This is a genomic window from Pseudomonas sp. D4002, from assembly GCF_013385665.1.
GTDB lineage: Bacteria > Pseudomonadota > Gammaproteobacteria > Pseudomonadales > Pseudomonadaceae > Aquipseudomonas.
On the sequence record NZ_JACAPN010000048.1, the window covers coordinates 34217 to 55880 of the forward strand.

The window sequence follows — 21664 nt, forward strand, 5'->3', positions numbered from 1 at the left end:
CGATGGCGGTGGGTCAGCTTGCATCTTTGCTAACTGATACACCGCCATCGCAGGCAAGCCAGCTCCCACATTTGATCTTCATTGTTCTTCAGTCCCGAATTTGGCGTTTGCACAGCCTTACCACCTCACGCGGTGCCTTGTTATAGTTCGGCCCCTATTCCAGCCGCCAGTCAAGGATCACTGCCATGTCCGAATACCAAGCCTTTGTCGTCGAACTCAGCGGCAACGTCGCCCATGTGCAGCTCAATCGCCCGGAAAAGATCAACGCGATGAACGCGGCGTTCTGGACCGAGATCATCGACATCTTCCAATGGGTCGAAGACACCGACGCGGTGCGTGCCGTAGTCATCAGCGGCGCCGGCAAGCATTTCTCCTCCGGCATCGACCTGATGATGCTGGCCTCGGTGGCCAATGACTTCGGCAAGGACGTAGGCCGCAACGCGCGCCTGCTGCGGCGCAAGATCCTCGAACTGCAAGCTTCCTTCAACGCCGTCGACAACTGCCGCAAGCCGGTACTCGCGGCGATCCATGGCTACTGCATCGGCGGCGCCATCGACCTGATCAGCGCCTGTGACATGCGCTACGCCGCCGAAGATGCGCAATTCTCCATCAAGGAAATCGACATCGGCATGGCCGCCGACGTCGGCACCCTGCAACGCCTGCCGCGCATCGTCGGCGACGGCATGCTGCGCGAGCTGGCCTACACCGGCCGCCAGTTCGGCGCCGAAGAGGCCCGCAGCATCGGCCTGGTGAATCGGGTGTACAGCGATCACCAGAGCCTGCTGGCCGGCGTGCTGGAAATCGCCCGGGAAATCACCGCCAAATCACCGATCGCGGTCACCGGCACCAAGGCGATGATCAGCTACATGCGTGACCACACGATCAATGACGGTTTGGAATACGTTGCCACCTGGAACTCAGCTATGTTGCAATCCAACGACCTGCGCGTGGCCATCGCGGCCCATATGAGCAAGCAGAAACCCGACTTCGTGGATTGACTGAACATGACCCCAGGCTGGATTACCACAACGCTGCTGGACAACGACGCCCCGGGCGGCTGGGCCGTGGCCCGCAGCCGTGAAGGCTTTTTACACGACCAGAACGGCCCGCTGTTTCCCCGGGAATGGCTCAAGCGCCAGGACCTCTCGGTATTCGCCGAGCATGGCATCGGCCACCTGGACGGCGAGCCGGTGTACCTGCTGGAACTCAACAGCCCCGCCGATGTGCCGGGCTGCGGCTGGCAGGGCCTGCGGGCATTCATGCTGCAGGGCGATCACACGCTGTACAAAGTCCTGGGCTACGCCGCGCAAATCGGCACCTGGGCCCGGGAGCATCGTTTTTGCGGCAGTTGCGGCCAGGCGATGGTGCAGGTGCCACGGGAGCGGGCGATGTTCTGCCAGGCCTGTGACCTGCGCAGCTACCCGCGGATCTCGCCGAGCATGATCGTGTTGGTGACCCGTGGCGACGAGATCCTGCTGGCCCGTTCGCCGCGCTTTGTCACGGGGGTCTACAGCACCCTGGCGGGGTTTGCCGAGCCGGGCGAGTCGGCCGAGGACTGCCTGATTCGCGAGGTGCGTGAAGAAGTGCAGGTGGAGGTCAAGAACATCCAGTACATGGGCAGCCAGTGCTGGCCGTTCCCGCACTCGATGATGCTGGGCTTTCACGCCGAGTACGCCGGCGGCGACATTGTGCCCCAGGCTGACGAGATCGAAGACGCGCAGTGGTTCAACATCCATGAACTGCCGCCGTTGCCGGCGTCGCGCTCGATTGCGCGCTACCTGATCGACCTCTACCTGGCCCGTCGCCTAGGTCACGCTGAACCAGTGCTGCCAGGCTAGGCGCACCGTCAGGCCGAGCACCACGGTGATGAACACCGGGCGAATGAACTTGGCGCCGCCGCTGATGGCGCTGCGTGCGCCAAAAAACGCGCCGCACATCACCGACACGCCCATGCACAGGCCGACAATCCAGTCTACCGAGCCATTGAAAATGAACACCGTCAGCGCCGCCGCGTTGCTGACGAAGTTCATGCTGCGCGCCACGCCGCTGGCCTTTACCAGGTCGATGGGGTGCAACAGCATGGTACTCACGGTCCAGAACGCCCCGGTGCCCGGGCCGGCGACGCCGTCGTAGAAACCCAGGCCAAAGCCCTGGGTGGACTGCCATTTCTTCTTGATCGGTGCGTCGTTGTCCAGCGCCGCCTTGGGCGTGCCGCCGAACAGCAAATACAAACCGCAGCCGAACACAATCACCGGGAGCATCTTGTTCAGGGTTTCTGCCGGCAGGTAATGGGCCACGACCGCGCCGGTGAGTGCACCGACCAGGGTGCCGACGATGGCGTGCGCCCACTGGCGCGGATGAAACAGCTTGCGCCGGTAGAAGGTAAAGCTGGCAGTGGCCGAGCCGAAGGTGGAACTGAGCTTGTTGGTGCCCAGCACCAGGTGGGGCGGCATGCCGGCGGTCAGCAGGGCGGGCGTGGTGAGCAGGCCGCCACCGCCGGCGATGGCGTCGATGAAACCGGCGATAAAGGCAACCACGGCGAGGATCGCCAAGGTGGTGAGGTCAACGCTGAGTTCGAAAGGCATGGGCAAGACTTAGTCGGCAGGGCGCAGCAAGGGCTGCGCGAAAGGCCGGTATCTTACCGATTAGCGTGGGGGCCTGCGACTATGATCGTTCCCACGCTCTGCGTGGGAATGCCGCCTTGGACGCTCCGCGTCCTGCTGCCGCAAGGGTGACGCAGAGCGTCACGGGATGCATTCCCAATGTGGGAGCGGGCTTGCTCGCGAATGCGGTGGATCAGCCACTCTATCCGGTGACTGACACTGCGCATTCGCGAGCAAGCCCGCTCCCACATTTTAACCGTGCCCGCTTGGCTATTTATGTGTTTCGACCCACTCCAGTGCGGTCCGCCAGATGCAGATCCCCAGGAAGTACGCCGACATCAGCAACCACAGGCCCAGGGTCAGGCGATTGGTGTAGGGGAAGTCGATCACCAGCAGCAGGCTGCACAGCAACCAGATGGTGGTCACGGCAATATTGATCGGCATGAAGCGCTTGACCCGGAACGGGTGCAGGAACTTCATCGGCGTCACGGTCAGCAACGCCAGGCCGATCACGGTGAGCAAGGTGACCCAGGCTTCCGGCTGGATGATATAGACGCACAGCGCCACCACGTTCCATGCGGCGGGGAAGCCGACGAAGTAGTTGTCCTTGCTCTTCATGTTGACGTTGCAGAAGCAGAACAGCGACGACACCAGAATCACCGACACCGTAAACAACGGGGTGAAGTCCGGCAGGGCGATATAGCGATAGATAAACAGCGCCGGAATAAACACGTACGTCAGGTAATCAATCACCAGGTCCAATACCGAGCCATCGAAGCTTGGCAGCACTGTTTGCACATTCACCCGTCGCGCGAGAGAGCCGTCGACCCCATCGACGATCAAGGCCAGGCCCAGCCACAGCAGGCAAGCCTTGGGCTGGTTGTCGAGCAGTGCCAGGGTGGCCAGGAAGGCCAGCACCACGCCGGTGGCGGTAAAACCATGGGCGCCCCAGGCCTTGAGACGGGCTACATGCAGGGTCGATATCACAGGGGCGTTCTCCAAAAGGTGAAACAGGGCAGCCGACGGGGTAGCACCGTCGAATCTGGCCAGAGTGTGCAGGTATCGACCGGGAAGGGTGGGATAAGGTTCACCACCCGGCGTAGGTTAAGCGTAGCAAGCGCAGGACGTTTCGGCATCAGCCTTGACGAAACACCAGCGCCTTTAACCCGCTTTGCGGGTCGATATCGGGGAATTCCGGCGGGTTTTCCAGCCGCTGGTCAAAGCGCAGGCCAGGCGCTTCGCGGGTTACGCCGTCGATCAGGAAGTCTTCGCCGAACGCCGGGTCGTTCATGCACGCCAGCACCGTACCCTGGGCCGTGAGCAAATCCGGCAGGCGACGCAGCACCCGCTGGTAGTCCTTGGTCAAAAGGAAACTGCCTTTCTGGAACGAGGGCGGGTCGATGATCACCAGGTCGTACGGGCCGCTGTTGGTGACCTTGGCCCACGACTTGAACAGGTCGTGGCCGAGGAACGTCACCTTGCTCAGGTCGTGGCCGTTCAGGCGGTGATTGTCACGACCACGGCTCAGGGCGCCTCGGGCCATGTCCAGGTTCACCACATGCTCGGCGCCGCCTTCGATGGCCGCCACGGAGAAACCACAGGTGTAGGCGAACAGGTTCAGCACCCGCAGGCCATGAGCCTGTTCGCGTACCCAGTTGCGGCCGTAACGCATGTCGAGGAACAGCCCACTGTTCTGCTTTTTGCCCAGGTCGATCAGGTAGCGCAGGCCGCCTTCGGTGATGGTCAGTTCGTCGACCACCTCGCCCAGCAGCCATTCGGTGGTGCTTTGCGGCAGGTAGCGGTGTTGCAGCGCCACGGTATGGGCGCCGAATGACCGCCAGTCGATCTGCATCAGCACCTGCTTCAAGGCCTCAAGCTCCGTGGCTTCTGGCTCCTTGAACAGCGAGACCAGCACCACGCCTTGCAGCCAGTCCACCGTCAGTTGCTCCAGGCCCGGCCAGCAGCGGCCACGCCCGTGAAACAGGCGCCGGGTCTCGGCGGGGACGGTTTGCAGGGCGTTCAGCAAATGGGTGTGCAGGGTGGCGAGTGCGTCTGGGTTCATCGGGCAACGTCGGTCATTGAGCGGGCGGCATTTTAAACACAATTGCGGGGTGTTCGGGAGTTGAAGCACAACGTGCTTTGAATTTGCTGATTGGCAGTGATTTATGCTCAAAAGGCCCCGAGAGGCGGCGCACAACAGTCAAAAAATCCCTTGGCACCGACATAAACTGGAAAAAAAGCCCGGAGGTGCCCATGAACGGTTTCGCGAGTGCAGTGAGTCAGACAGCGATGGACCAGGAAGAACTGGCCGAATGGCGCGATGCCCTGGCCTCCCTGGTGGCCAACGCCGGCGCGGCGCGCGCACGGGAGATCCTCGACATGCTGGCGGATGCCGGCGGCGCGCCGCACATCGCCTGGAAACCCCGGCATGGCACGCCCTACATCAATAGCATCGCCGTGGAGCAGCAACCGCCGTTTCCCGGCGACCTGGCCACCGAAGAACGCTTGGCCTCAGTGGTGCGCTGGAACGCCCTGGCCATGGTAGTGCGCGCCAACCAGGCCTATGGCGAACTGGGCGGGCATATCGCCAGCTACGCCAGCGCGGCGGATTTGTTCGAGGTGGGCTTCAACCACTTTTTCCGTGCCCGCAACGACAGTTTTGGCGGCGACCTGGTGTTCTACCAGCCACATTCCGCCCCCGGCATCTATGCTCGCGCCTTCCTTGAAGGGCGCCTGAGCGAGGCCGACCTGGCCCACTATCGCCAGGAAATCGGTGCCGGCAAGGCGGGCGCCCGAGGTTTGTCCAGCTATCCCCATCCGTGGTTGATGCCGGACTTTTGGCAATTTCCCACCGGGTCCATGGGCATTGGCCCCATCAGCTCGATTTTCCAGGCGCGGTTCATGCGCTACCTGCAACACCGCGGCTTGCAGGACACCACCGACCGCCACGTATGGGGCGTATTCGGCGACGGCGAGATGGACGAACCGGAAAGCATGTCGGCGCTGACCCTGGCCGCCCGTGAAGGCCTGGACAACCTGACCTGGGTGGTCAACTGCAACCTGCAACGGCTCGACGGCCCGGTGCGTGGCAACGGGCGAATTATCGACGAGCTGGAGGCGTTGTTCGCCGGTGCCGGCTGGAACGTGATCAAGCTGGTCTGGGGCTCGGATTGGGACGCCTTGCTGGCCAAGGACGCCGACGGCTCGCTGGTACGCACCTTGTCGCAGACGGTGGACGGACAGTTCCAGACCTTCGCCGCCAAGGACGGCGCCTACAACCGCGAACATTTCTTCGGCCAGAGCGAGGCGCTGTCCAAACTGGTCGAGGGCCTGAGCGACGAGCAGATCGACCGGCTCAAGCGTGGCGGCCATGACATGGTCAAGATCCACGCGGCCTATCACGCGGCGCGCCGGGTCGCCGGCAAACCCACGGTGATCCTGGCCCAGACCAAAAAGGGCTTTGGCATGGGCGAGGCCGGGCAGGGCAAGATGACCACCCACCAGCAGAAGAAGCTCGACCGCGAGGCCTTGATCGCCTTCCGCAATCGCTTCCAGTTGCCGCTGTCGGATGAACAGGCCGAATCCCTGAGCTTCTACAAGCCCGCTGAAGGCAGCCTCGAAATGCGGTACTTGCACCAACGCCGCGCCATCCTCGGTGGGTATGTGCCGAGCCGTGGCCAGCAGGCACCCACCGTAAGTGTCCCGCCGGTGTCGGGCTACGGCGCGTTTGCCACCCAGGCGGAGGGCAAGGAAATGTCCACCACCATGGCCTTTGTGCGCATGCTGACCAATCTGCTCAAGGACAAGGCCCTCGGCCCGCGCATCGTGCCCATCGTCGCCGACGAAGCGCGCACCTTCGGCATGGCCAACCTGTTCAAGCAGATCGGCATCTATTCCAGCGTCGGCCAGCGCTACGAGCCCGAAGACATCGGCTCGATCCTCAGCTACCGCGAAGCCACCGACGGGCAGATCCTTGAAGAAGGCATCAGCGAAGCCAGCGCCATCAGTTCCTGGGTCGCGGCCGCCACCAGTTATTCGGTGCATGGCCTGCGGATGCTGCCGTTTTACATCTACTACTCGATGTTCGGTTTCCAGCGCGTGGGGGACCTGATCTGGGCCGCCGCCGACCAGCGTGCCCGAGGTTTCCTGCTGGGCGCCACTGCCGGGCGCACCACCCTGGGTGGCGAAGGCTTGCAGCACCAGGACGGCAGCAGCCACCTGATGGCCGCCACCGTGCCCAATTGCCGCGCCTACGACCCGGCGTTTGCCGGCGAGTTTGCGGTGATCCTCGACCATGGCATGCGCCAGATGCTGGAGCACGATGTGGACGAGTTCTACTACGTGACCCTGATGAACGAAAACTACCCGCAGCCGAGCCTGCCGGAAGGCGTCGAAGCGGCGATCATCAAAGGCATGTACCGGCTGAGCGGGCAGCCTGGCGGCAAGGTCCGGTTGCTCGGCTCCGGCACGCTGGTGCGCGAAGCCCAGGCAGCGGCGCAATTGTTGGCGGAGGATTGGCAGGTTGACGCTGAAGTGTTCAGTGTCACCAGCTTCAGCGAACTGGCCCGGGACGCCCGTGACGTGGAACGCTGGAACCGCCTGCATCCGCAACAGCCGGCGCGGCGCAGCCACCTGGCGGAGTGTTTGCCCAAGGGCGCGCCGGTGGTGGCGGTATCTGACTATGTAAGGGCGGTGCCGCAGATGATTGGGTCGTACGTGGATTCGGCTTACACCGTGCTGGGGACGGATGGCTTTGGTCGCAGCGATACCCGGGCGGCGTTGCGGGATTTCTTCGAGGTGGACCGCCATCACATCGTGCTGGCGGCGCTGACGGCGTTGGTGGAGCAGGGGAGTCTGGACAGGCAGGTTTGCCAGCAGGCGATAGAGCGTTATGGGGTGCAGACCGATCGCGAGCCGTCCTGGACCTCCTGAGCGACAAAGATCTAAATGTGGGAGCGGGCTTGCTCGCGAATGCGGTGTGTCAGTCAATATATCCGGCAACTGATACACCGCTTTCGCGAGCAAGCCCGCTCCCACACTGGTTCTGTGTGGTTGTCTAAATACTGGCTATCAACGGCGCCCCAAACGATTCCCGCAGAAACCCCGGCGCGATATACCGCTCGTAATGCGCCTCGGACAACAGGAAAAACTCCCGGTCAATCGCATCCCGCAAATCTGCCAGATTGCGCTCGCGAAACTCCGGCAACAGCGCCAACCCATACGCATCCAGCTTCGAAATCACCCGCGCGCCCCGGGCAATCAACTGGTACGCCCAGCAATACGGCGACTGGTGGGGCACAAAGCGGATCTTGCGGTCTTCCAGTTGCTGGCGCAGGCGCTGCGGGTCCAGTACCTGCAGCTTGCTGGTCATCACCTGCACCAGCAGTTGTTCCAGGCGCAGCCACACCGCCTGTTTCTCCTCGGCGTTGTAGCCGTTCCACTGAATCACCTCATGGTGATAGCGCTTGCAGCCCCGGCATACCAGGTCTCCGTAAACGGTGGAGCACAGGCCGACGCAGGGGGTCTTGATGGTTTGATTGGGCATAAAAAAACATCGACAGGTGAAACAACACGGCCCCCGAAGGGGCCGCTTTAAATCAATCCCAGCTCAGCGCGCCGCCAGTCTGGTACTCGATCACACGGGTCTCGAAGAAGTTCTTCTCTTTCTTCAAGTCCATGATCTCGCTCATCCACGGGAATGGGTTAGTCGTCCCTGGATACTCTTCCTTCAACCCAATCTGCGACAGACGACGATTCGCGATGAACTTGAGGTAGTCCTCCATCATCGCGGCGTTCATGCCGAGTACGCCGCGTGGCATGGTGTCACGCGCGTATTCAATCTCCAGCTGAGTCCCTTGCAGGATCATCTGGGTCGCTTCTTCCTTCATCTCGGCATCCCACAAGTGCGGGTTTTCGATTTTGATCTGGTTGATCACATCGATGCCGAAGTTCAGGTGCATCGACTCATCCCGCAGGATGTACTGGAACTGTTCCGCCACCCCGGTCATTTTGTTGCGACGGCCCATGGACAGGATCTGGGTGAAGCCGCAGTAGAAGAAGATACCTTCCAGTACGCAGTAGTACGCCACCAGGTTGCGCAGCAGCTCTTTATCAGTCTCAACGGTGCCGGTTTCGAACTTCGGATCGGAGATCGAACGGGTGTACTTCAAGCCCCAGGCAGCCTTTTTGGCGACCGATGGAATCTCGTGGTACATGTTGAAGATCTCGCCTTCATCCATGGCCAGCGATTCGATGCAGTACTGGTAGGCGTGGGTGTGGATCGCTTCTTCGAAGGCCTGGCGCAGGATGTACTGGCGGCACTCCGGGTTGGTGATCAGGCGGTACACGGCCAATACCAGGTTGTTGGCGACCAACGAATCCGCAGTGGAGAAGAAGCCGAGGTTGCGCATCACGATGCGACGCTCGTCGTCGGTCAGGCCTTCCGGGTTTTTCCACAGGGCGATGTCGGCGGTCATGTTGACCTCTTGCGGCATCCAGTGGTTGGCGCAGCCGTCGAGGTACTTCTGCCAGGCCCAGTCGTACTTGAAAGGTACGAGTTGGTTGAGGTCGGCGCGGCAGTTGATCATGCGCTTTTCGTCAACGGCGACGCGGGCGGCGGAGCCTTCGAGTTCGGCGAGGCCTTCGGCGACGTCGAGCTTGTCGAGGGCGGCCTTGGCCCGGATGATCGCGGCGGAGTCGCTGGCGGTCACGTTGCGGGCTTCAAGGGCGGCGGCAGCGCCGGCACCGTCGAGGCGGTCCATGTTGGCTTCGGTGGCGTGGCCGGCGTTGGCGCCCCGGATGACTACGTCACCGGTGTCTGGTTGATCTGCTTCATCCCAACTCAGCATTGAATTGCTCCTTCGTGGTCCGTCTGACGGCGTGGGCTTCGATTCACCCAGCGTGTTCAAAAATGTGCGTTTTGCAGGCTTCAAGGCATTGAAATACTGCGCATAGTGTGGTCGGTGTTCAGCGTTCTTGCACACTATGTAGTGGTTGTCTGTGTTTGTGGGCACACTATATGGGGTGTAACAACGATGGTCAACGCACAAGACCAGGCCGATGGTCGCAGGGCCATGACTAAAACTCACAGCCCCATGACTTTTAATGGTTACGGCCGCTACCCGGGCCAGTGCTAAAAATTCGCCAACCAGCTCCCCATAACAAAAAAGAGCGTTTGCGAAATGAAAGCACTTGATCTGTACATCGGCGAAGGCTTCGAAGGCCCAGGCGTCAATGCTGCCCACATCAACATCCTCATCGGCCCGCGCAACGGTCCGGCCGGCCAGGCGTTTGCCAACAGTTTGGCGTCGCCAAGCCAGGGCCATTGCCCGTTCATGGTGATTGCCCAGCCGAACATCCCGGTCAAACCCATGACCCTCTACGTCAACAAGGCCGCCATCGGCAGCGACCTGCACGGCAATGCCACCTGGGGCGCGTCCCAGGCCGGGATCGCCAAGGCGGTGCTCGAAGCCCTGCTCGACGGCACCCTGCCGCCGGAAGCCGAGGACGAGTGGGCGATTGTCACCGCCAACTGGGTCAACCCGGCCTGCGACGACCTGGATGCGGTCTACCTCAACAACTACAACGCCTGCCGCACTGCGATCCGCGCCGCCCTCACAGGCTTGCCGCACACCGCGCAACTGGCGGATGTGGTCAACCACATCAGCAACCCTTTCTACACGCCAAAAGCCTGAGGACATTCCCATGCAATACATCCGTTTGGGCAACTCCGGCCTGCAAGTCTCGCGCCTGTGCCTGGGCACCATGAACATGGGCACCCCGGACTGGAAACCGTGGATCTTCGACGAGAAACAAAGCGAACCCATCGTTGCCCATGCCCTGGCCAACGGTGTCAACTTCATCGACCTGGCGGACTTCTATTCCGCAGGCGTCGGCGAGGAAGTGGTCGGGCGCATCCTCAAGCGCGTTGCGCGCCGTGAAGACATCGTGGTCACCACCAAGGTCGGCTACGGCACCCGCAGCGGCATCAATGCCAGCGGCCATTCGCGCAAGCACATCATGGACAGCATCGACGCCTCCCTGAGCCGCCTTGGCATGGATTACGTCGACGTGTTCATGCTGCATTACTTCGACGTGAACACCCCGGTGGAAGAAACCATGGGCGCCCTCAACGACATCGTGCGTTCCGGCAAGGCGCGCTACATCGGCGTGTCGACCATGCTCACCGGGCAACTGGCAAAAATCCTCATGGCCTGCGAGCGCAACGGCTGGGTCAAGCCGATCAACATGCAGCTGCAACTGAACTGCGCCTACCGCGAGGAAGAGCGCGAGATGATCCCGTTCTGCCGCGACCAGGGCCTGGGCGTGTCGGTGTTCAGCCCGCTGGCCCGTGGCTTGCTCACCGGCGAAGTGCAGTCGACCCGCAACCAGACCGACTTCTTCACCCAGCAGATGTACAGCGACCAGGCGTCGTTCGACATCGCCCACTCGGTGCAACGTGTGGCCCGTGCCCGTGGCGTGTCCAACGCACAGATTGCCCAGGCCTGGGTGGCCAATCATCCGGGTGTGGACGTGATGCTGGTGGGCGCCGACACCACCGCACAATTTGATAGCGCGCTTGCAGCCCTCGACACCCAACTGGATGCCGAAGAACTGCACGAGCTGGAACGCAACTACACGCCGTGCGATGTGATCAACGACTACACCGCCGGCAAACGCATCTTGCGCAGCGCCCGTCCGGGCCTGGACCGTTTTAACCTGATAGAGGCCGTGGCATGAACCCGCTGATTCGCACAGGCAATTTCATTGATGGCCAATGGTCCAGCGGTGGGCCGGTCTACCCGGTGCGCAACCCGGCCAATGGTGCGCAGATCGCCGAAGTACAACGCGCCGGTGCTGAAGAAACCAACCTAGCCATTGCCGCCGCCAACCGCGCGTTGCCGGCCTGGCGCAAGCTCACCGCCAAGGAGCGCAGCCAGCGCCTCAAGCGCTGGAGCGAGTTGATGCTGAGCAACCAGAAGGACCTGGCCCACCTGCTCAGCCTGGAACAGGGCAAGCCGCTGGCCGAAGCCATGGGCGAAGTGGTCTACGCCGCGAGCTTCCTCGAATGGTTTGCCGAAGAAGCCAAGCGTGCCTATGGCGACGTGATCCCGAGCCACAAGGCCGACGCCCGCATCATCGTGACCAAGGAAGCCATCGGCGTGGTCGCAGCGATCACCCCATGGAATTTCCCCCTGGCCATGGTCACCCGCAAGGTTGGCCCGGCGCTGGCGGCGGGGTGCACGATGATTCTCAAACCGTCGGAAGAAACCCCGCTGTCGGCCTTTGCCCTGGCGGTGTTGGCAGAACAGGCCGGGATTCCGGCGGGCGTGTTCAACATCGTGTCCGGCGATGCCGTGGCCATCGGTGGCGCACTGCAAGCCTCCAGCATTGTGCGCAAGCTGTCCTTCACCGGCTCCACCCGCACCGGCAAGCTGCTGATGCGCCAGGCCGCCGACACCCTGAAAAAAGTCTCCCTGGAACTGGGCGGCAACGCACCCTTTATCGTGTTTGACGATGCCGACCTGGACGCTGCCGTCAAAGGCGCCATGGCTTCCAAGTTTCGCAATACCGGGCAGACCTGCGTCTGCGTCAACCGCTTCTTCATCCAGGACGCTGTGTACGATGCGTTCACCCGCAAGCTGGCCGAAGCAGTCTCTGCGATGCGCGTCGGCAGCGCCCTGGACGGCGAAACCGAACAAGGCCCGCTGATCAATGCGGCCGCGTTGGCCAAGGTTGAAGCCCACGTCGGCGACGCCCTCGAGAAAGGTGCCAAGCTGCTGTGCGGCGGCCGTCGCCATGCCTTGGGCGGGACGTTCTTCGAACCGACCATCCTCACCGAAGCCCACGGCGAGATGCTCATTGCCCAGGAAGAAACCTTCGGCCCGGTGGCGGCCTGCTTCCGCTTCAAGGACGAAGCCGAAGTGCTGCAACGGGCGAATGACACGCCGTTTGGGTTGTCCGCCTACTTCTACAGCCGCGACATCGGCCGCGTATGGCGTATGGCCGAAGGCCTGGAAGCGGGCATGGTCGGGATCAACGAAGGGATCATCTCCACCGAAGTCGCACCGTTTGGCGGGATCAAGGAGTCGGGCCTGGGCCGTGAAGGTTCCAGGTACGGCCTGGAGGATTACCTGGAGATCAAATACCTGTTGATGGGCGGTCTCTGACCCCACTCTCCCAAACAACACCGATCCAATGTGGGAGCGGGCTTGCTCGCGAAAGCGGTGGGCCTGCCACCACATGCATTGACTGACACACCGCCTTCGCGAGCAAGCCCGCTCCCACAGGGAAATGGGCTTGCCCGCTGTTACTCCGTCAAGAACAAAAATATGGAGAACACCATGTCCACTCAACCCATCAAAATCGACGACCTGCCCATCGGTCGCTTCCACCTTAAAATCGCCGGCCTGACCTTCGGCGCCCACTTCACCGACGGCTACATCCTCGGCCTGATCGGCATTGCCTTCACCTTGCTCAGCCCACAGATGCAACTGGACGCCTTCTGGCAAGGCCTGATCGGCGCCTCGGCCCTGATCGGCCTGTTTATGGGCAGCCTGTTCTTTGGCTGGATCTCCGACACCCTCGGCCGGCAGAAAATCTTCCTGGTCAGCTTCGTCCTGATCACCGTTGCCTCGGTGATGCAGTTTTACGCCGAAACCGCCATGGGGCTGTTCCTCTGTCGGGTGTTGATCGGTATCGGCCTGGGCGGCGACTTCAGCGTCGGCCACGCGATGCTTGCCGAGTTCTCACCCAGGAAACATCGCGGGGTACTGCTGGGCTCCTTCAGCGTGGTGTGGACGGTTGGTTACGTGGCCGCGACCTTTGTCGGCACCGCCATGCTCAGCCTCGGCGATGATGCCTGGCGCTGGATGCTCGCATCGTCGGCAATTCCTGCCGGGCTGATCCTGATCGCGCGCATCGGCACGCCCGAATCGCCGCGCTGGCTGATCAACCAGGGCCGGATTGCCGAGGCCCGAGCCATCGTCAAGAAACACCTCGGCGAACACGTGGTCCTCGATGAAGAACCGTCGAGGCAAACCCGTTCCGGCTACGGCGTGCTGTTCAGCCGTGAATACCGCAAGCGCACCGCGTTCAACTGCCTGTTCTTCGTGTGCATCGTGATGCCGTACTTCGCCATCTACACCTTCCTGCCGTCTATCCTGCAGAAGATGGGCCTGGCCGAAGGTTTTGGCACCGAGCTGATGCTCAACCTGCTGCTGATCATCGGCGCCTTGATCGGCATCTGGTGCACCGTGAAATTCTCCCGGCGCGGCTTCCTGATCAACTCGTTCATCATCCTGGCGGCGGCGCTGTTCCTGCTGGCGGTATTGCCGGGCAGCATGGCGTGGTTGATGGTGCTGACGTTCGGCGTCTTCACCCTGGTGCTGTCGGCGGTGAGCAACCTGGTGGGCGTATTCCCGGCGGAGAGCTTCCCGACCGAAGTGCGGGCCAGCGGCATCGGCCTTGCCACAGCCGTCAGCCGCCTGGGTTCGGCGGTGAGTACCTTCCTGTTGCCGGTGAGCGTAGCGGGGATCGGCCTGAGCCCGACCATGGGCATCCTCGCCGCGATCCTGGTGCTGGGCGCGATCATCTCCTGGGCCTGGGCGCCGGAAACCAAGGCGTTGACGTTGAGCCAGGCGTGCAAGGCCGAGCCTGCGGTGTCAGGGATTGCTCACCCGGTTCAACCACTGCGTAAACAACCGAACCTTGGATAAACCCTGCTTGTCACTTGCCACATCCAGCCAATAGCCATACGGGCCGATCACCTCCACCGGGGTGATCGGCAGCAGGCTGCCATTCGCCAGTTCACGCTCGATCATCTGCCGGTCGATCACCGCCAACCCACCACCGGCCAGGGCGGTGTGGATCACCTGGTCCAGGGTGCTGAATTCCAGGCCCTGGCCTGCATCGATATCTTCCCGGCCCATGGCCGCCAGCCAGTTCTCCCAGACCTGCAAACGCTTGCCGTCGTGCAGGATGTGCAGCAGCGGAAAGCGCCGCAGGTCGGGTGGCTGACCGTCGCTGAACAGTTCCGGGCTGGCGACGGCGATGTGGCGTTCCATCACCAACAGTTCACTGCTGCACTGCGTGGCCGCTTCCAGGCCGAAGCGGACCTGGCAGTCGATTTCCGCCAGGCTCGCGTGGGTGTTCTGGTGGGTGACGCTGAGGTTGATGTCCGGGTAACGCTCGCAAAACCTGCGCAGGTGGGCGGACAGCCAGCGGGTGGCCCAGGTGGGCGGGGCGACGATGCGCAGGCGCTGGCGCAGGTTGGGCACGCGCACGGCGTGCAGGGCGCGCTCGATATGGTCGAAGGCGTCGCTCAGGTGCGGGGAGAGGGCGAAGCCGGCTTCGGTCAGGGACAGGCCCTGGGGGGTGCGGATGAAGAGGGCGACGCCGAGGTAGTCTTCCAGTTGTTTGATCTGGCGGCTGACGGCACCCTGGGTGACGTTGAGGCCCACGGCGGCTTGGCTGAAGCTGCGGTGGCGGGCGACTTCTTCGAAGACACGGAGCATGTTGAGGGAGGGCAGTTGGCGCATGAAATGGATTCCACACCTGTTGTTTTTATGGTGTTTTTGGCGGCCTCTTCACGAGCAAGCCCGCTCCCACATTTGATCGGCGCCGCGGTCAAAATGTGGGAGCGGGCTTGCTCGCGAAGGCGTCAGTGAAGACGCCGCCTATTTTAGAAGTAGTAGCCAATGTTCATATACAACTGATTCTCCCACTGGTTACTCCCCCCAGCCCCCAAGCTCTCGGTATAGCTGCTCCCACCAATATACGGATCGTTCTTGCCGATCAACCACTCCGTGGCCACCCACAGTTTACTCACCGAAAACGACGTGCCCAGGATCACCCGCTGTGAAGTCTTGAACTGATCCTCGGACTTGTCAAACGCACTGTAGTTGGCATACAGCTTCACACCGCTGACCTGGTCAAACAGGTACTTGCCACCCACGTCGTAGCTCAAATCCGCCACATACAGATTGCCGCGGCTGGCCACGTTGAACGTGCCGTCATACCCGCCCAGGGTCACCACGCTGTCGGTGCCCGGGTTGCGCGGTGACATCTGCTGGCGTGCCGCCTGCAATTGCACGCCCCACGGGCCGTTCTTGCCCAGGTAGTGGATCGCCACCGCGTTGCGCCGGCCATCGTCGTTGGTGTCCTTGTTCTCCAGGGTGGAGGTCAGGCCGGACAGCCCGACTTCCGATTTCCACCCGCCCAGGTCCATGGCCTTGGCCACCCGCACCACCACGGTGTTGCGTTCCTGGTTGTTGCTGCCGTCGCCCACGTAGCTGTCGGCCTCGGAGATCACGCTGGAGTAGGTCACGCCCTTGCTCGTGCCTTTGCCTTGCCACGCCGGGCGCAGGTAGTAACCGGCCTGGATGTTCCAGTCGCCGCTTTGCTGGATGTACTTGGCGCCCACCTGCTGCACATCTTCCAGGCCGATCACGTTGCCCAGGGTTTCGTAGAAGGTGCTGCCGAAGTACGGCTGCAAGCCAAACGGCACGGTGTTCAGGCCCACTTGCACCTGCTGGTCGGGGTTGAACTTGTAGCCCACCCAGGCGAACTTGGCGAACTGGATATCGCCGTAGTTCTTGGTGTACTGGTACGGGTAGGAGCGCCCGTAGAAACGGTACTGCGCTTCGCCGATCCAGGTGTCGGAGTTGTACTTGGCGCTGAGGTACGCGGTGTCGAGGCCGAACTTCTGGATGTCGCGATCCGGGTCGTAGTCCCAACGGGCGCGCACGGCGCCGCCGAGGTCGAGGTTGTCGGTGACTTGAATGGCCATGGCCGGTGCCGCAAGGGCGCCAAGCACAGGGACCAGAGCGATGTAACGGAAGGTTGGTCGCATGGTTTTACTCTCGTTATTAGTTATTTTTTGGCAACAGCAGCCCCTTGCCGCAACGAACGCTGCGACGCGGGGTAAAGGGTTGACTCAGTGCGCTTGCGGGCGAATCAGCCGCAGCGGCGGGCCGGCGGCGGGCAGCTCCGAGGCGCCGGGGGCGGCGGCCAGCAAGGTCTGGGTGTAGGTGTTCCGGGGGCGCAGCAGCACTTGCTCGGCAGTGCCGTACTCGACGACTTCGCCCTGGCGCATCACCGCGATGTAGTCGCTGATCTGCGCCGCCACCCGCAGGTCGTGGGTGATGAACAGGATGCTCAGGTTCAGGCGCTGCTGCAGTTCGGCCAGCAGTTCCAGCACCTGTTTCTGCACCGAGACATCCAGGGCCGACACGCTCTCATCGGCGATCAACACTTCCGGGCGCATCGCCAGGGCGCGGGCGATGCCGATGCGCTGGCGCTGGCCGCCGGAGAACTGCCGGGGCTTGCGCTTGAGGGCGTCGCGCTTGAGGCCCACCTGTTCCAGCAAATCACCGGCTTCAGCCCACGCATCCTTGGCCGACAACCCGCGCAATTGCGCAGCGCGGGCGATGATGTCGCCCACCCGGTGCCGAGGATTGAGCGAGCCATACGGGTCCTGGAAAATCATCTGGATGCGCCGACGATTCGCCGCCAGCGCCGAGCCGCGCAGGGCCAGGAAGTCGGTGTCACCGACCCATACGTGGCCGCTGTCGCTGTCCACCAGGCGGATCGCGGCTTTCACCAACGTGCTTTTGCCCGAACCGGACTCGCCGACAATCGCCAGCGTCTTGCCCCGTGGCAGTTGCAGCGAGACATTGCGCAAGGCCGCCACCGAGCTGCCGCCGACGGTGTAGGTCTTGGTCAGGTGCTCGATGCGCAATGCCAGCTCGCCGTCGGCACTCGGCTTGTGCAGCTCCGGGTGCAGCGCCGGCACGGCCGCAATCAGCTTGCGGGTGTAGGCGTGGGCCGGGGCATTCAGCACCTGGTCGCGCTCGCCGATTTCCACCAGCCGGCCGCCTTCCATCACCGCGATACGGTCGGCAATCTGCGCCACCACGCCGAAGTCATGGGTGATAAACAGAATGCCGTGTTGCCCGCGGCCGCGCAGCTCGCGCACCAGCTTCAGCACTTGCGCCTGGGTGGTCACGTCCAGCGCCGTGGTGGGCTCGTCGGCGATCAGCAGGTCCGGGTTCATCGCCAGCGCCATGGCAATCACCACTCGCTGGCACTGGCCGCCAGACAATTGGTGCGCAAAGCTGTTGGCGATGCGTGGCGGGTCCGGTAGTTGGGTGGATTCCAGCAGCGCCAACATGCGCTCGCGACGCTCCGCCGCCGGCATCTGCGGTGCGTGAATATCGAAGATCTCTTCCACTTGCTTGCCAATGCGAATCGCCGGGTTAAGCGCCGCCATGGGCTCCTGGAAAATCATCGCAATACGGTTGCCCCGCAGCTGACGCAAACGCTCCTCGTCGAGGGTGCAAATGTCATCGCCGAGGAAGTCGATCACGCCTTCGGTATGCCGCAAACCCTTGGCGTAGTCGCCCATGATCGCCGCCGACAGCACGGACTTGCCGGAGCCGGACTCGCCGATCACGCAGAGGATTTCGCCCTTGCGCACTTCCAGGCTGATGCCTTGCACCGCGTGGCTGCGGTCGGCGCCGGCGGGCAATTCGATGGACAGGTTCTGCACCCGCAGTACTTGCGTGTGGTTCATGCTCAACTCCTTGCGCCTTTCTGGGCGTGTTCATCCAGGCCGTCCGCCAACAGGCTCAGGCCCAGCATCAGGGTGGAGATGGCGATGCACGGGAAGATCACCAGGTGCGGGAAGGCGATGGCCATGGCGCGGCCGTCATTGATCATGCCGCCCCAGTCCGGTGTGGGCGGCGGCAGCCCGAGGCCCAGGAAGCCGAGGGCGCCGATCATGATCGCGGTGTAGCCGATGCGCAGGCAAAAATCGACAATCAGCGGCCCGCCGCAGTTGGGCAGGATTTCCACCAGCATGATCCGCAGCGAGCCCTCGCCCTGGGTGATGGCGCTGAGCACGTAGTCTCGCGAGCGAATATCGATGGTCAGGGCGCGCATGATCCGGAAGATCGCCGGCGCGCTGGTGAAGGTCACCGCAATCAGGATATTCAGCGCCGAAGCACCGAGGGCGATGATGATCACGATGTACAGCACCAGCACCGGGAACGACAGCACCGTGTCGGCCACATACGACAGCACGCTGTCGACCCAGCCGTTGAAGTAGCCGGCGCACAGGCCCATGGCGATGCCCACGGCAAACGCGGTGAGCGTGGCGAGGATCGACCAGAACAGCACGGTACGGGTGCCCCAGATCAGCCGCGAGAGAATGTCGCGGCCAATCATATCGGTGCCCAGCAGGAAGCTCTGGCCGTTGTCGCCGACGGTCATTGGCGTCAGTAAGGGCGTGAAGCTTTCCAGCGGATCATGGGGCGCGATCCACGGTGCGAACAGCGCGATCACCACCCAGCCGCCCACCAGCAGCAGGCCGAGCAATGCCAAGGGATGTTTGAACGAGTGCAGCAGGTTCATTGGGCACCTCCGCCGAGGCTGCGCAGGGTGATGCGCGGGTTGAGCCAGGTGTAGGCCAGGTCCGAGAAAATCTTGGTGATGCCCACCACCACGGCACTGACCATCGCGCAGGCTTCGATCAGGTACACGTCATGGTTCAGCGAGGCGGTGTACAGCAGCGAGCCGAAGCCCTTGTAGGCGAAGAACACCTCCACCACGATCACGTTCGACAGCAGCCACGGGATGTACAGCATGATCACCGTGACCGGCGCGATCAGCACATTGCGCAGGGCATGCCGCAGCACAATGCGTGAGGTCGACGCTCCCTTGAGCCGCGCCGTGCGGATGTACGGCGCCTGCATCACTTCCACCATCGAGGCCCGGGTGATGCGCGCCAGGTAACCGATGCCGAACAGGCACAGCACCATCAGTGGCAGCACCAATTGCACGACGCTGAAGCCTTCGCTCATGCTGCTCACACCGGGCAGCCAGTTAAGCCAGAACACAAAGATCGCGGAGACGAACACCGCGCTGGCGAAGTCGGGAATCGAGGTGGTGACGATCGACAGGAACGACACCAGGCGGTCCAGCGCCGAGCCCTGGCGAATCCCGGCCAGAACGCCGAGGGTCAACGCCACCGGCACCATCACCAGCAAGGCCAGGCCGGCCAGGGTCAGGGTTTGCGCAAGGTTCGGCAGCAGCAGCTTGATCACTGATTCGCGAAAGTACACCGAGGTGCCCCAGTCGCCGCTGACAAAGTCCTTGAGCCACACCAGGTAGCGCCACACAAAGGGTTGGTTGTAGCCATGTTCCACCAGCCACGCGGCGCGCTGGTCGGCGGCGGAGTAGGGGCCGAGGACGTTGATCGCCACGTCTTCGATATTCAGTTCCAGGGCCAGGAACACGATCAATGACACCGACAGCAGGGTCGCCACCAGCGCCAATAACTTGCGCATCAGAAAATGAGCCATGGGTGCATGCTCCGACTGTTCAAGGGATGCCTGCCCGTGTGCGGGCAGGGAGGAGGGCGTGCGCTAAATCAAGCGCTCATCCACACACTGTCCATCGGGTAGAAGTCGGAAGGGTGCACCTGGAAGCCCTGGACCTTTTTGCTCACGGCGGTGAACTTGTCGCCCCAGAACGGCTGCACGATCACGCAGGCGTCCTGCAGGATGCGTTCGACATCTTCCATCGCCACGGCGCGCTGTTTCGGGTCGATGATGCCCATGGCCTTGTCCAGCGCGGCATCGAACGCCGGGTCGCTGTAATGGCTTTCGTTCCAGGCACCACCGCCACGGTAGGCCAGTTCCAGGGACATTACGCCCAGCGGGCGGTGGGCCCAGTAGGTCAGGCTGAAGGCGGCCTTGTCCCAGATCGGCCAGTACTGTGCAGCAGGGATCACTTTGAGGTTGATGCGGATCCCGGCTTCCAGGCAGTTCTGTTGCAGGATCTGCGCGCAGTCCTGTTCATAGCGGCCCTGGGTGTTGCCGACGATCAGGTCAATGTCGATGCCGTTGGGGAAGCCGGCTTCGGCCAGCAGCTTCTTGGCCGCCGCCACGTCGCGGTTGCGCTTGGGCAGCGGGAAATATTCGGGGTGGGAAGGCGCCACATGATGGTCTTCGCCGAGGGTGCCCATGCCGCGATAGGCGATCTTCAGCATCTGCGCGTTATCGGCGCACAGCACCACCGCCTTGCGGATGCGCAGGTCGGTGAACGGCTTCTGGTCGCAGGCCATGCGCATCACCACGGTTTGCGCCGACTTGCAGGTCAGCAACTGGGCCCCGGGCAAGCGCTTGGCCAGGTCCAGTTCAGCCACCGTCACGCGGTACAGCACGTCGACTTGCCCGGCTTGCAGGGCGGCGAGGTGGGTGGACACGTCGGTGCCCATGTCGATGTAGCGCAACTCGTCAAGGTTGGCTGGTTTGCCCCAGTAATCGGCGCGCTTGGCGAAGGTCGCCTGCTTGTTCACGGCGAATGAAACCAGCTTGAACGGCCCGGTGCCCAGCGGGTTTTTCGCCCAGTCGTCACCGGCCTTGAAGCTGCGGTGCACGATGGCGCAGGTGAAGGCGTTGAGCATCTCCGGGATCGCCAGGATCGGCCGCTTGAGCACCAGGCGGAACTGGAACTCGCTGACTTTTTCGAAGGCCTTGATGTCCTGGAACGCGGTGCGGTTCACCGACTTGGAATCGGCGGCGATCCAGCGTTCGATATTGTGCTGCACGTCGTCGACGTTGAAGGTGTCGCCGTTGCTCCACTTCACGTTCTGGCGCAGGTTGAAGGTCCACGTGGCGAGGTCTTCCGACGGGTTCCAGCTCTCGGCGAGGTAAGGGTGGGTGATGTTGTCGGCGTCGACCCAGGTCAGGTATTCCACCGAGTTGCGCAGCAGGTTCGAGGCTTCGATCCAGGTGATCAGCATCGGGTCCTGGATTTCCTGGATCGCGCAGGCAAACCGCAGGCTTCCGCCCTGGCGTGGCTCGGCGGCCTGGGCGTCATTGCCCAGCAGTGCGGAACCGAGAAAGGTGCTGGCACTGGCGACGGTGATGCCCAGCAGCGCGGCTGTGCGCAGGAATTGGCGACGGTTGATTTCGCCGCTTTGCACTTGGGCACACAGATCATTTACGGCTGGATGCGGCGCGGCGCCGTCCAGGGTAGTCAACTCTTTCATAAGC

At 62.6% G+C, this 21664-nt stretch carries 18 protein-coding genes; 7 read left to right on the forward strand and 11 right to left on the reverse strand.

The annotated features are described in order from the left end of the window. Nucleotides 1-185: 185 nt before the first annotated feature. Both HX824_RS29540 and nudC read left to right on the forward strand, forming a co-directional pair. Nucleotides 186-998: a crotonase/enoyl-CoA hydratase family protein gene (locus HX824_RS29540; RefSeq protein ID WP_177055818.1), complete on the forward strand. Its 813-nt coding sequence runs from the start codon at nucleotides 186-188 to the stop codon at nucleotides 996-998. A 6-nt stretch (nucleotides 999-1004) separates the two neighbouring features. Beyond that, a complete protein-coding gene (gene nudC / locus HX824_RS29545) occupies nucleotides 1005-1838 on the forward strand; it encodes an NAD(+) diphosphatase (RefSeq protein WP_008430294.1) in 834 nt (277 codons plus the stop codon). On the opposite strand, the gene HX824_RS29550 is transcribed toward nudC, so the two are convergent. The 3 genes from HX824_RS29550 to HX824_RS29560 all read right to left on the reverse strand — a co-directional run bounded on the left by HX824_RS29550 (nucleotide 1806) and on the right by HX824_RS29560 (nucleotide 4665). Next, a complete protein-coding gene (locus HX824_RS29550; RefSeq protein ID WP_177055820.1) occupies nucleotides 1806-2585 on the reverse strand; it encodes a TSUP family transporter in 780 nt (259 codons plus the stop codon). The genes nudC and HX824_RS29550 overlap by 33 nt on opposite strands. Nucleotides 2586-2873: 288 nt before the next feature. Next, nucleotides 2874-3590 (reverse strand): phosphatidylcholine synthase, encoded by a 717-nt coding sequence (gene pcsA, locus HX824_RS29555; RefSeq protein ID WP_003208507.1) that lies wholly within the window; start codon nucleotides 3588-3590, stop codon nucleotides 2874-2876. A gap of 148 nt (nucleotides 3591-3738) precedes the next feature. Next, entirely contained in the window at nucleotides 3739-4665 is a 927-nt protein-coding gene (locus HX824_RS29560) for a class I SAM-dependent methyltransferase (protein WP_134326771.1), read from the reverse strand. A 191-nt stretch (nucleotides 4666-4856) separates the two neighbouring features. Between HX824_RS29560 and mdeB the strand changes: the two genes are divergently transcribed. Beyond that, nucleotides 4857-7535, forward strand: a complete 2679-nt coding sequence (mdeB, locus tag HX824_RS29565) for an alpha-ketoglutarate dehydrogenase (protein WP_177055822.1) — start codon at nucleotides 4857-4859, stop codon at nucleotides 7533-7535. A gap of 124 nt (nucleotides 7536-7659) precedes the next feature. Here mdeB and HX824_RS29570 read toward each other — a convergent pair whose 3' ends face one another. After that, on the reverse strand, nucleotides 7660-8148 hold the full coding sequence (locus HX824_RS29570) for a DUF1289 domain-containing protein (protein WP_003208512.1): 489 nt from the start codon (nucleotides 8146-8148) through the stop codon (nucleotides 7660-7662). A 52-nt stretch (nucleotides 8149-8200) separates the two neighbouring features. After that, nucleotides 8201-9451, reverse strand: a complete 1251-nt coding sequence (locus HX824_RS29575) for a ribonucleotide-diphosphate reductase subunit beta (RefSeq protein WP_008432895.1) — start codon at nucleotides 9449-9451, stop codon at nucleotides 8201-8203. A 333-nt stretch (nucleotides 9452-9784) separates the two neighbouring features. On the opposite strand from HX824_RS29575, the gene fae reads away from it, so the two are divergent. The 4 genes from fae to HX824_RS29595 all read left to right on the forward strand — a co-directional run bounded on the left by fae (nucleotide 9785) and on the right by HX824_RS29595 (nucleotide 14320). Next, nucleotides 9785-10297 carry a formaldehyde-activating enzyme gene (fae, locus tag HX824_RS29580; RefSeq protein WP_003212394.1) on the forward strand — a complete coding sequence of 171 codons (513 nt, stop codon included), beginning with the start codon at nucleotides 9785-9787 and terminating at the stop codon, nucleotides 10295-10297. A 10-nt stretch (nucleotides 10298-10307) separates the two neighbouring features. After that, a complete protein-coding gene (locus tag HX824_RS29585; RefSeq protein ID WP_102606526.1) occupies nucleotides 10308-11342 on the forward strand; it encodes an aldo/keto reductase in 1035 nt (344 codons plus the stop codon). After that, a complete protein-coding gene (locus HX824_RS29590; protein WP_177051876.1) occupies nucleotides 11339-12772 on the forward strand; it encodes an NAD-dependent succinate-semialdehyde dehydrogenase in 1434 nt (477 codons plus the stop codon). Before HX824_RS29585 ends, HX824_RS29590 begins: the two co-directional genes overlap by 4 nt. A 174-nt stretch (nucleotides 12773-12946) precedes the next feature. Further along, nucleotides 12947-14320 carry an MFS transporter gene (locus tag HX824_RS29595; RefSeq protein WP_177023320.1) on the forward strand — a complete coding sequence of 458 codons (1374 nt, stop codon included), beginning with the start codon at nucleotides 12947-12949 and terminating at the stop codon, nucleotides 14318-14320. On the opposite strand, the gene HX824_RS29600 is transcribed toward HX824_RS29595, so the two are convergent. From HX824_RS29600 to HX824_RS29625, 6 genes are all read right to left on the reverse strand, one after another. Then, nucleotides 14267-15142 (reverse strand): LysR substrate-binding domain-containing protein, encoded by an 876-nt coding sequence (locus HX824_RS29600; protein WP_177021275.1) that lies wholly within the window; start codon nucleotides 15140-15142, stop codon nucleotides 14267-14269. The genes HX824_RS29595 and HX824_RS29600 overlap by 54 nt on opposite strands. A gap of 143 nt (nucleotides 15143-15285) precedes the next feature. Continuing rightward, the gene (locus tag HX824_RS29605) at nucleotides 15286-16455 is read right to left on the reverse strand and encodes a hypothetical protein (protein WP_003218578.1); all 1170 of its coding nucleotides are present in this window, start codon (nucleotides 16453-16455) and stop codon (nucleotides 15286-15288) included. An 84-nt stretch (nucleotides 16456-16539) separates the two neighbouring features. Beyond that, on the reverse strand, nucleotides 16540-18177 hold the full coding sequence (locus HX824_RS29610; RefSeq protein ID WP_102606017.1) for an ABC transporter ATP-binding protein: 1638 nt from the start codon (nucleotides 18175-18177) through the stop codon (nucleotides 16540-16542). 2 nt (nucleotides 18178-18179) lie between these two features. Next, nucleotides 18180-19016, reverse strand: a complete 837-nt coding sequence (locus HX824_RS29615) for an ABC transporter permease (RefSeq protein ID WP_003218574.1) — start codon at nucleotides 19014-19016, stop codon at nucleotides 18180-18182. Beyond that, entirely contained in the window at nucleotides 19013-19966 is a 954-nt protein-coding gene (locus HX824_RS29620) for an ABC transporter permease (RefSeq protein WP_102369228.1), read from the reverse strand. The genes HX824_RS29615 and HX824_RS29620 overlap by 4 nt, the downstream gene beginning before the upstream one ends. 68 nt (nucleotides 19967-20034) lie before the next feature. Next, nucleotides 20035-21660, reverse strand: a complete 1626-nt coding sequence (locus HX824_RS29625; protein WP_177055824.1) for an ABC transporter substrate-binding protein — start codon at nucleotides 21658-21660, stop codon at nucleotides 20035-20037. Between the last annotated feature and the right edge of the window lie 4 nt (nucleotides 21661-21664).

What these genes read in the sequence shown, in the direction of transcription:
- HX824_RS29595 (WP_177023320.1), top strand. Translation starts at nt 12,947, where the DNA reads ATGTCCACTCAACCCATCAAAATCGACGACCTGCCCATCGGTCGCTTC.
- HX824_RS29550 (WP_177055820.1), bottom strand. Translation starts at nt 2,585, where the DNA reads ATGCCTTTCGAACTCAGCGTTGACCTCACCACCTTGGCGATCCTCGCC.
- HX824_RS29605 (WP_003218578.1), bottom strand. Translation starts at nt 16,455, where the DNA reads ATGCGACCAACCTTCCGTTACATCGCTCTGGTCCCTGTGCTTGGCGCC.
- HX824_RS29600 (WP_177021275.1), bottom strand. Translation starts at nt 15,142, where the DNA reads ATGCGCCAACTGCCCTCCCTCAACATGCTCCGTGTCTTCGAAGAAGTC.
- HX824_RS29615 (WP_003218574.1), bottom strand. Translation starts at nt 19,016, where the DNA reads ATGAACCTGCTGCACTCGTTCAAACATCCCTTGGCATTGCTCGGCCTG.
- HX824_RS29570 (WP_003208512.1), bottom strand. Translation starts at nt 8,148, where the DNA reads ATGCCCAATCAAACCATCAAGACCCCCTGCGTCGGCCTGTGCTCCACC.
- HX824_RS29560 (WP_134326771.1), bottom strand. Translation starts at nt 4,665, where the DNA reads ATGAACCCAGACGCACTCGCCACCCTGCACACCCATTTGCTGAACGCC.
- HX824_RS29620 (WP_102369228.1), bottom strand. Translation starts at nt 19,966, where the DNA reads ATGGCTCATTTTCTGATGCGCAAGTTATTGGCGCTGGTGGCGACCCTG.
- mdeB (WP_177055822.1), top strand. Translation starts at nt 4,857, where the DNA reads ATGAACGGTTTCGCGAGTGCAGTGAGTCAGACAGCGATGGACCAGGAA.
- HX824_RS29575 (WP_008432895.1), bottom strand. Translation starts at nt 9,451, where the DNA reads ATGCTGAGTTGGGATGAAGCAGATCAACCAGACACCGGTGACGTAGTC.
- HX824_RS29590 (WP_177051876.1), top strand. Translation starts at nt 11,339, where the DNA reads ATGAACCCGCTGATTCGCACAGGCAATTTCATTGATGGCCAATGGTCC.
- fae (WP_003212394.1), top strand. Translation starts at nt 9,785, where the DNA reads ATGAAAGCACTTGATCTGTACATCGGCGAAGGCTTCGAAGGCCCAGGC.
- HX824_RS29585 (WP_102606526.1), top strand. Translation starts at nt 10,308, where the DNA reads ATGCAATACATCCGTTTGGGCAACTCCGGCCTGCAAGTCTCGCGCCTG.
- HX824_RS29625 (WP_177055824.1), bottom strand. Translation starts at nt 21,660, where the DNA reads ATGAAAGAGTTGACTACCCTGGACGGCGCCGCGCCGCATCCAGCCGTA.
- HX824_RS29610 (WP_102606017.1), bottom strand. Translation starts at nt 18,177, where the DNA reads ATGAACCACACGCAAGTACTGCGGGTGCAGAACCTGTCCATCGAATTG.
- HX824_RS29540 (WP_177055818.1), top strand. Translation starts at nt 186, where the DNA reads ATGTCCGAATACCAAGCCTTTGTCGTCGAACTCAGCGGCAACGTCGCC.
- nudC (WP_008430294.1), top strand. Translation starts at nt 1,005, where the DNA reads ATGACCCCAGGCTGGATTACCACAACGCTGCTGGACAACGACGCCCCG.